Source organism: Micromonospora sp. DT201 (assembly GCF_049841575.1).
Classification (GTDB): domain Bacteria; phylum Actinomycetota; class Actinomycetes; order Mycobacteriales; family Micromonosporaceae; genus Micromonospora.
Genome location: NZ_JBNCKP010000004.1, coordinates 167105 through 174743 on the forward strand (window position 1 = coordinate 167105; position 7639 = coordinate 174743).

Below are 7639 nucleotides of genomic sequence, written 5' to 3' on the forward strand. Positions count from 1 at the left end.
AACTCCTTACGGGTCACCCGAACCGGCCCGCCGGGCGTCCGAACCGCCCTACCGTGACGGGAATGCGGGTACTGGTCACCGGCGCGGCCGGGTTCATCGGATCGCAGGTCGTCGACCTGCTCGTCGAGCAGGGACACGAGGTGGTGGCGCTGGACGCGCTGCTGCCCCAGGCGCACGGCGGGGAACTGCCCGCCTGGTCGCGGCGGCACGACGTGGTACGCGGCGACGTCCGTGACGGCCCCCTGTTGGACCGCTTGCTGACCGGGGTGGACGCAGTCTGCCACCAGGCGGCGATGGTCGGGCACGGCCTGGACCCGTCGGACGGGCCCGACTACGTCACGCACAACGACTACGGCACGGCGGTGCTGCTGGCGGCGCTGCACCGGGCCGGGATCGGCCGGCTGGTGCTGGCCAGCTCGATGGTGGTCTACGGCGAGGGGCGCTACACCTGCCCCGGCCACGGCACGGTGCGTCCCGCGCCACGACGGCCCGAGGATGTGGCCGCCGGCCGGTACGACCCGACCTGCCCGCACTGTGGCCTCGGCCTCGACCCGGCGCTCGTGCCCGAGGACGCCCCCCTTGAGCCCCGCAGCACGTACGCGGCGAGCAAGCTCGCCCAGGAACACCTGGCCGCGGCGTGGGCCCGGCAGACCGGTGGCGCGGTCTGGGCGCTGCGCTACCACAACGTCTACGGTCCACGGATGCCCCGCGACACCCCGTACGCCGGGGTGGCGTCGATCTTCCGGTCCGCGCTGGCCGCCGGCGCCGCCCCCCGGGTGCTCGAGGACGGCCGGCAACGGCGTGACTTCGTGCACGTCAGCGATGTGGCGCGCGCCAATCTGCTGGCCCTGACCAGCACCGCGCCGCCGGCCACGCTGCTGCCGGTGAACGTCTGCTCGGGTGAGCCGCACACCGTCGGGGAGTTGGCGGTCACCCTGGCCGAGGCGATGGGCGGGCCGGCCCCGCAGGTGGTCGGCGGGGCCCGGGCGGCCGATGTGCGGCACGTGGTGGCCGACCCGCGCCGAGCCGCCGAACTGCTCGGTTACAGCGCCCGGGTCGGCTTCGCCGAGGGCGTGGCCGGCTTCGCCACCGACCCGTTGCGGGAGCCGGCCGCTCTCGCCCGCTGACCGGCCGGACGTCGCGGCGTGGTCGTGGGTCGGCGTGCTTCGTGCGTCGGCGTGGATCGCGCGCCGAGCCGAGTCACGGTGTCTTGTGTGCGATGGCGAGCCGGGTCCGGTACTGCTTGGTGATTTCTCCGTTGTAGACGTTTTCGATCAGGTCAGTGAGGCACGCAAACAGGCCACTGCGTGCCTGCGGTGCCATGGCGCGATGCCCGGAGTAGGTCATGAGCAGGTTGAGGTACTCGTGGGCCGTGTAGGTCTGTTGCCACTCGTAGCGCCGGAACTCGACTGGCCCGAATCGGGCTGATCGCTCGAACTCCGCTGCCTCCTCGGCGGTCTCGTCATCGGTGGTCAGGCGCATGCCGGGCGGTGTTGTCGGATCGAAGCGTTCGTAGCATCGTTGTGCGTCGGCGAAGAAGGCGTTCGTCCCGCCGGCGATGTGGTGGGTCGAGATGATGCCGAGGGATCCGCCGGGGCGCAGCAGGTCAGCTGCCTTGATCATGCGCACGTCGGGGTCAAGCCAGTGGAACGCGGTTGCGGAGAGCACCGCGTCGAAGGTGCCGTTCGAGGGCTGCCAGTCCTCGAACGCCGACGCGACGACGGTGACGTTCGGGAACTGTGCGAGATTGCGTCGGGCGATGGCGGCCATGTCGGGGCTGAGGTCCATCGCGACGACATGGCATCCCAGTTGTGCCAAGGGCACGGTCGCCTGGCCGGTGCCGCATCCGATCTCCAGCACCCGAGCGTGTCGACCGAGACCGGCGAGGGTGGCGAGGTCGGTGAACAGCTGGGGTGGATAGGTCGGACGGCACTGGTCGTAAAGGTCGGCGTCCTGGCCGAACGTCGTGCGCAGCACTTCCCGGTTGGCGTCACTCATAGTGGCTGGTTGTCCCTTCCGTGTTGATGTGCTGTTGAGCGGTATACCTCAGAGGTATGAATATGACTCTGAGGTATACCGCTCACTACCGCATCCGCCCTGACGGAGGTGACCTGCTCGTCTAGGACACCGTCCAGAGCAGGTGGTTCACCGCCAGCGCGGTGGCCGCCTGCCCGGCCAGCCACCAGCGCCGCGACCCCACCGGCAACCAGGCGGTGGCCACCAGCAGCCAGACCGTGAACGGCAGCCAGATCCGCTCCACCTCGGCCTTGCTCAGACCGGACAGGTCCGCGCCGAGCACCGCCAGCGCGGCGGCCAGCGGCAGCAACACCGTCGGGCCGGCCGTGCGTACCGCCGCCAACCCGACCAGCCGGCGACTGGTCCGCCACCGGCCCACCGCCGGGGTTATCCCGAGCCGCCAAGCGGCGACCAGCGCCCGGCGCAGTGCCGGCCCGAGCACCGGCCCGGCGCTGAGCAGCAGCGCGGCCAGGTTGGCCCACACCCAGTAGCCGTACGGGCGGTCGGCCGCCCAGCCCTGGTAGTACCGCTCGACCACCAGGTGGTAGCCGACCCACCAGTGGAAACCAGCGGCGACGAAGACTCCCGTCACGGCGGCCACCCCGGCGCACGCGGCGAGCAGCGCGCCCCATCGACGGGTACGGCGCAGCGCCAGCACGGCCAGCGCCAACAGCCCGACCAGCAGGAATCCGTACGACAGGTGCAGCGCGAAGCCGAGCAGCACGCCGCCGAGCGCGGCGACGGCCCGGCCGCGTACCGCCAGCAGGGCCAGGCCGGCGGCGACCACGGCGGCGAAGATCCCGTCCGCGGAGGCGCCCACCCAGACCGCGCCTGGCAGCAGCACCAGGAACGGGATGACCGCGCGGGCGGCGTCGGCCGCGCCGAGCGCCCGCAGGGTCACCGGCACCGACACCGCGACCGTGGCCCCGACCAGCACGCAGGCCAACCCTGCGGCGGCACCCCCACCCAGGCCGACCCGGTCCAGCCAGACGAAGATCAGCAGCGCGCCCGGGGGATGCCCCGCGGTGTGGGTGGACCAGGCGGCCGGCTGGAAATCCAGGATCCGGTCGGTGAACCCGGACAGCATCGCCGGAATGTCGGTGACCCCCGGCACCTCGTGCAGATACTCGGCCTGCGCGGTGAGCCGCCGGGTCAGTCCCTCCGTCCAGCCGTCCACCAGGGCCAACGACAACGTCCACGCCACGGCCGCCAGCCACGCGGAGATCAGCAGCAGGCCCCACCGGGCGGTCCGGGCCCACCGCGCCTCCCAGCCCACCACCGCGACCGCGACCAGCAGCGCGGCGGGGCTGCCCCAGCCGAGGTGCGGTCGCCAGGTCGCGTAGACCGGGGCGGCGTCGGCGTGCAGGCCGGCGTTGCGGGCGTTGAGCAGTGCCCCCACCAGCACGGCCACCGCGAGCAGCGCCACCTCCACGCCCAGCACCAGCAGGTCGCCGGGCAAGCGGCGGGTCGGCGTGCGTCCGGGGGTGGCAGGGGGAGCGGTGGTCGAGGTCATGACCACCGGACGGTACGGCGGCCGCTGGCCTCCGGGGAGCGGAACCGCCGGCCCGTCATCGGACGGTAAGAAATGCGCAGGTGGTAAGGGTTCGGTAAGCACATTTCGGCCTCCACGGCCCGAGCGCCGTCCTAGCGTCGGCGGTATGCCGACTCAGATCGACGTGGTGCTGCCCTGCCTGGACGAGGCGGCCGCCCTACCCGGCGTACTCGCCGCCCTGCCGCCCGGCTACCGGGCCATCGTGGTGGACAACGGGTCCCGGGACGGCTCGCCCGAGGTGGCGGCCCGGCACGGCGCCCGGGTGGTGCACGAACGCCGCCGTGGCTACGGCGCGGCGGTGCACGCCGGGCTGGAGGCTGCCGACGGTGAGCTGGTCTGCGTCCTCGACGCCGACGGCTCGTTCGACCCTGCCGAACTGCCGGCCCTGGTAGCTCCGGTGCTGGGTGGTACGGCTGATCTCAGCGTGGGCCGGAGACGGCCGGTCGGGGCCGGGGTGTGGCCGTGGCACGCCCGTGCCGGCACGGCGCTGGTGGCGGCGTTGCTGCGCCGTCGGGGCGTACCCCTGCGGGACCTCAGCCCGATCCGGGTGGCCCGCCGCGACGCGCTGCTGGACCTCGGCGTTGCCGACCGGGCCTTCGGCTACCCGCTCGAACTGCTGATCCGCGCGGCCGCCGCCGGTTGGCGGATCCACGAGCTGGACGTCACCTACGCGCCCCGGGCCGCCGGCACCCGATCCAAGGTTTCCGGCTCGGTCCGGGGCACCCTGCGCGCCACCCGCGACTTCGCCGGCGTGCTGCGCACCGTGGACGGCCCCCGGTGACCGTCCTGCTGGTGGTCGCCAAGGCGCCGGTCCCCGGGGCGGTGAAGACCCGGCTCTGCCCGCCGGCCACCCCTGTCCAGGCGGCCCGGATCGCCGCCGCGGCGCTGCGCGACACCCTCGACGCGGTCCGTGCGACTCCCGGGGTGACCCCCGTGCTGGCCTGCGCGGGCCCGCTGACCGAGGCCGAGGACTTCGTCGAGTTGACCGCCGCGCTGCTCGGCTGGCCGGTGTTCGAGCAGCACGGCGCGGGTCTCGGCGACCGGCTCGCCAACGCGTACGCCGAGGTGGCCGCCGCGTACCCGGGTCGGCGGGTGCTGCAGATCGGGATGGACACCCCGCAGGTGACCCCGACCCTGCTAGCCGCCGCGGTCCGCCGGCTGCGTACCGCCGACGCGGTCCTCGGCCGGGCGCACGACGGAGGCTGGTGGTCGCTGGGCCTGCGCGACCCCCGGCACGCGAGTGTGCTGCGTGCGGTGCGGATGTCGACGCACGACACCGGCCGGGACACCTGCGAGGCGTTGACCGGGCGAGGGCTGCGCGCCGCGCCGCTGCCGGTGCTGCGCGACGTCGACGAGTGGCCCGACGCGCTCGCGGTGGCGGTCGAGGTGCCCGAGAGTCGGTTCGCCCGGCAGGTCGCGGCGGTCCACCGCACCCTGGTGCCAAGGGGCCGCCGGTGAACCCGGTCGACACGCCCCTGCGGGTCGCCGTCCCCGACGGGCCGTCCGGGAGCGGCGAAGCGGACGGGTTCGCTGCCGTACTCGCACAGCGCACAGCCGGCGGGCATTGGCTGATGTACGGCGACGGTGTCCGCAGCCCGCTGCCGGTGGACCGCTGGCACGGCCGCGCCGAACCGGCGGTCGCCGGGCTGGTCGACCGCTGTGTCGGGCCGACGCTCGACCTCGGCTGCGGGCCGGGCCGGTTCACCGTCGCGTTGGCGCAGGCAGGGTTGACGGCGGTCGGTGTGGACGCCTCGGCGGTGGCGGTGCGGCTGACGCGTGCCCGGGGTGCGGTGGCGCTGCACCGGGACCTGTTCGCCGCGCTGCCCGGCGAAGGCCGGTGGGCGCACGCTGTGCTGATCGACGGCAACATCGGCATCGGTGGGGACCCGGTCGCGTTGCTGCGCCGGTGCCGGGAGTTGCTCGTACCCGGCGGCACGGTGCTGGTCGAGCTGGAGCCGCCCGGCGCCGGGCTCTGGCAGGGCCAGGCCCAGGTGGCCGCCGCGCAGCGTGCCGGTCGGTTGCTGCTGGGGCCGGCGTTCCGGTGGGCCCGGCTCGACGTACGCGCCGTCCACCCGGTCGCCGAGGCCGCGGGCCTGTCCGTGCGGGAGGTGTTCCGCCGTGGCCGGCGCTGGTTCGGTGAGCTGAGGTCGGCCCGGTGAGGGGTCAGGCCGCCGGAAGTTGGATGACGAAGCGGCAGCCACCGACCACGTTCTGCACGTCCACCCGGCCGCCGTGCGCCTCGACGAGGCCCCGCACGATCGCCAGACCCAGCCCGCCGGAGCCCTCCCCGCCCGAGCGGGGCGTGCGAGCCGGCTCCCCTCGGAACGCCACGTCGAACAGGCGGGGCAGGTCGTCCTCCGGGATGCCGCCACAGGTGTCGGCGACCGCCAGCCACGCGGCGTCGCGTTCACGCCCGGCGTCGACCCGGACGGTGCCGTCGCTCGGGGTGTAGTGCACGGCATTGAGCAGCAGGTTGCCCACCACCCTGGCCAGCTCGGGCTCGCTGGCCAGCACGGTCGGCCAGCCCGACTCGGCGGCCACCAGCCGGATACGTCGGGCTTCGGCCAGCGGCGCGGTGCCGGCCAGGGCGTCGGAGACCACCTCGCCGAGCGGCACCGCCGACATCGTCAGCCGCAGTGCCCCGGCGTTGATCCGGGACAGCTCGAACAGGTCGTCGACGAGCCGGGTCATCCGGTCGGTCTGCCCGCGGATCCGCCGGTGGTATTCAGCGACCGTCGCCGGATCGTCGACCACCCGGTCCTCCAGCGCCTCGGCCATCGCCCGCAGGCCAGCCAACGGCGTGCGCAGGTCGTGCGACACCCAGGCGACCAGGTCGCGGCGACCCTTCTCGACCCGCCGTTCCCGCTCCCGAGCCTGGTCCGCCCAGACCGCGGCGGTTGCCAGCCGACGCCCGAAATACCAGCCCACGCCGAGGCTCACCGTCGCCGCCGCGGCCACGGTGAGCAGCACGACCTGGAGATCGTGCGGGGACAGGAACATCGCCTGGGCGACCACCACCACACCAGCCACCACGGCGGCCACGGTGACCGTGAGCAGGACGCAGACGTGCACGGTGATCGACCGGTCGCGCAGCAGCCGCAGCGCCAACGCCCCGAGCAGGCCCACGCCGAGCGCCGCCGCGAGCGCCACCCCGAAGATCAGGACAAGGTCACGCATCGGCCGGCTCGTACCGGTAGCCGACGCCCCAGACCGTGACGATCCGACGGGGCTCGGCCGGGTCGTCCTCGATCTTCTCCCGCAGCCGCCGCACATGGACGGTCACGGTCGACTGGTCGCCGAAGTTCCAATCCCACACCCGTTCCAGCAACTCGGCGCGGCGAAATGCCCGCCTCGGATGCCGCATCAGGTGCGCCAGCAGGTCGAACTCGCGCAGCGTCAGGGCCAGCTCAGCGCCGTGCAGCCGGGCGATCCGCGGCCCGGTGGCCACCTCCAGCCCCGCATCGACCAGCAGCTCGGCCGCTGGCTTTGCTGGCTCGCCGACCCGGCGCAACACCGAGCCGACACGCAACACCAGCTCACGCGGGGAGAACGGCTTACCCAGATAGTCGTCGGCGCCCAGCTGTAGACCGAGCACCCGATCCGCCTCGTCGCCGCGAGCGGTCAACATGATGATGGGTACGCCGTTCGGCCGCTCCCGCAGCCGCCGGCACACCTGCAACCCGTCCAGCCCGGGCAGCATCAGATCCAGCACCACCAGGTGCGGCGCCCGATCCCGCACGGCGTCCAGAGCGGCCAACCCGTCCCCGACGTGGCTCACGTCGTAGCCGGCGTGTTCCAGGTAGCGGCAGACCACGTCGCTGACGGTCCGGTCGTCGTCGACCACGAGCACCCGCTGCGCCACCGGCCACCTCCCCGGCCAGCCTAGCCAGCACCGTTGTGGTCGGCGACCTCGCAGATCTTGCGATCCTCTTACGTCCCGCCGCCCGCCGCCCGCCGTCCGCTCGCCCGCCGTCCGCTCACGGCGCGGCGCGGTCCGCTCACGGCGCGGCGCGGTCCGCTCACGGCGCGGCGCGGTCCGCTCACGGCGCGGCGCGGTCCGCTCACGGCGCG

Annotated in this window: 8 protein-coding genes; 4 read left to right on the top strand and 4 right to left on the bottom strand. The window is 73.9% G+C overall.

Going from position 1 to position 7639, the window contains the following annotated elements; all coding sequences use genetic code 11:
- Positions 1-62 precede the first annotated feature (62 nt).
- On the top strand, positions 63-1127 hold the full coding sequence (locus tag ACLQ28_RS10220) for an NAD-dependent epimerase/dehydratase family protein (protein WP_425685974.1): 1065 nt from the start codon (positions 63-65) through the stop codon (positions 1125-1127).
- Positions 1128-1200: 73 nt separating this feature from the next.
- Here ACLQ28_RS10220 and ACLQ28_RS10225 read toward each other — a convergent pair whose 3' ends face one another.
- A complete protein-coding gene (locus tag ACLQ28_RS10225) occupies positions 1201-1998 on the bottom strand; it encodes a class I SAM-dependent methyltransferase (protein WP_425685975.1) in 798 nt (265 codons plus the stop codon).
- A gap of 121 nt (positions 1999-2119) precedes the next feature.
- Complete coding sequence (locus tag ACLQ28_RS10230; protein WP_425685976.1) at positions 2120-3529, bottom strand: hypothetical protein; 1410 nt, start codon at positions 3527-3529, stop codon at positions 2120-2122.
- Between the two features lie 145 nt (positions 3530-3674).
- On the opposite strand from ACLQ28_RS10230, the gene ACLQ28_RS10235 reads away from it, so the two are divergent.
- The 3 genes from ACLQ28_RS10235 to ACLQ28_RS10245 are packed head-to-tail and all read left to right on the top strand — an operon-like array spanning position 3675 to position 5727.
- The gene (locus ACLQ28_RS10235) at positions 3675-4349 is read left to right on the top strand and encodes a glycosyltransferase family 2 protein (RefSeq protein WP_110566248.1); all 675 of its coding nucleotides are present in this window, start codon (positions 3675-3677) and stop codon (positions 4347-4349) included.
- Positions 4346-5026 (top strand): TIGR04282 family arsenosugar biosynthesis glycosyltransferase, encoded by a 681-nt coding sequence (locus tag ACLQ28_RS10240; protein WP_425685977.1) that lies wholly within the window; start codon positions 4346-4348, stop codon positions 5024-5026. Before ACLQ28_RS10235 ends, ACLQ28_RS10240 begins: the two co-directional genes overlap by 4 nt.
- Positions 5023-5727: a class I SAM-dependent methyltransferase gene (locus tag ACLQ28_RS10245; protein WP_425685978.1), complete on the top strand. Its 705-nt coding sequence runs from the start codon at positions 5023-5025 to the stop codon at positions 5725-5727. The genes ACLQ28_RS10240 and ACLQ28_RS10245 overlap by 4 nt, the downstream gene beginning before the upstream one ends.
- Positions 5728-5731: 4 nt before the next feature.
- Here ACLQ28_RS10245 and ACLQ28_RS10250 read toward each other — a convergent pair whose 3' ends face one another.
- Together ACLQ28_RS10250 and ACLQ28_RS10255 are read right to left on the bottom strand one after the other, a co-directional pair.
- On the bottom strand, positions 5732-6745 hold the full coding sequence (locus tag ACLQ28_RS10250; RefSeq protein ID WP_425685979.1) for a sensor histidine kinase: 1014 nt from the start codon (positions 6743-6745) through the stop codon (positions 5732-5734).
- Positions 6738-7430, bottom strand: coding sequence for a response regulator transcription factor (locus tag ACLQ28_RS10255; RefSeq protein ID WP_425685980.1), 693 nt, complete (start codon positions 7428-7430; stop codon positions 6738-6740). Before ACLQ28_RS10255 ends, ACLQ28_RS10250 begins: the two co-directional genes overlap by 8 nt.
- Between the last annotated feature and the right edge of the window lie 209 nt (positions 7431-7639).

Excerpts from the sequence above, each read along its gene's own strand:
- ACLQ28_RS10250 (WP_425685979.1), bottom strand. The coding sequence starts at position 6,745 with ATGCGTGACCTTGTCCTGATCTTCGGGGTGGCGCTCGCGGCGGCGCTC.
- ACLQ28_RS10220 (WP_425685974.1), top strand. The coding sequence starts at position 63 with ATGCGGGTACTGGTCACCGGCGCGGCCGGGTTCATCGGATCGCAGGTC.
- ACLQ28_RS10235 (WP_110566248.1), top strand. The coding sequence starts at position 3,675 with ATGCCGACTCAGATCGACGTGGTGCTGCCCTGCCTGGACGAGGCGGCC.
- ACLQ28_RS10230 (WP_425685976.1), bottom strand. The coding sequence starts at position 3,529 with ATGACCTCGACCACCGCTCCCCCTGCCACCCCCGGACGCACGCCGACC.
- ACLQ28_RS10225 (WP_425685975.1), bottom strand. The coding sequence starts at position 1,998 with ATGAGTGACGCCAACCGGGAAGTGCTGCGCACGACGTTCGGCCAGGAC.